This window comes from Staphylococcus sp. EG-SA-15 (assembly GCF_017151895.1).
Classification (GTDB): Bacteria; Bacillota; Bacilli; order Staphylococcales; family Staphylococcaceae; genus Staphylococcus; species Staphylococcus aureus.
On record NZ_JACVZN010000096.1, the window covers coordinates 1 to 274 of the forward strand.

Sequence of the window (274 nt, forward strand, 5' to 3'; positions counted from 1 at the left end):
ACTTTTCGTTGTAATCTAGCTTCGTGTAGTAGTTTGTTTAACTTTTGTGCTGATATACCGTAGTCTGCCGCGATTTGAGTTGTAGCTAATGTTCCAGTTGACTTTAAGATTTCATCTACATAGTCTGCTTTGGGTTTTAGCTCTCCAATTTCTTGTTGTAAAAGTAAGTTTTGCTCTTTTTCTTTCTTATACTCAGTCAACACTGTAATGATGTAGTCTGGATCTTTTAATGTTTGTTCAATTACATTGTCTGTTGCGTAGATACCGTGTTTGC

At 35.4% G+C, this 274-nt stretch carries 1 protein-coding gene; it reads right to left on the reverse strand.

All coding sequences use genetic code 11. From position 1 onward, the window contains the following. The coding region (locus IDG64_RS14500) for a phage antirepressor KilAC domain-containing protein (protein ID WP_206171366.1) at positions 1-274 on the reverse strand (274 nt) is incomplete at both ends.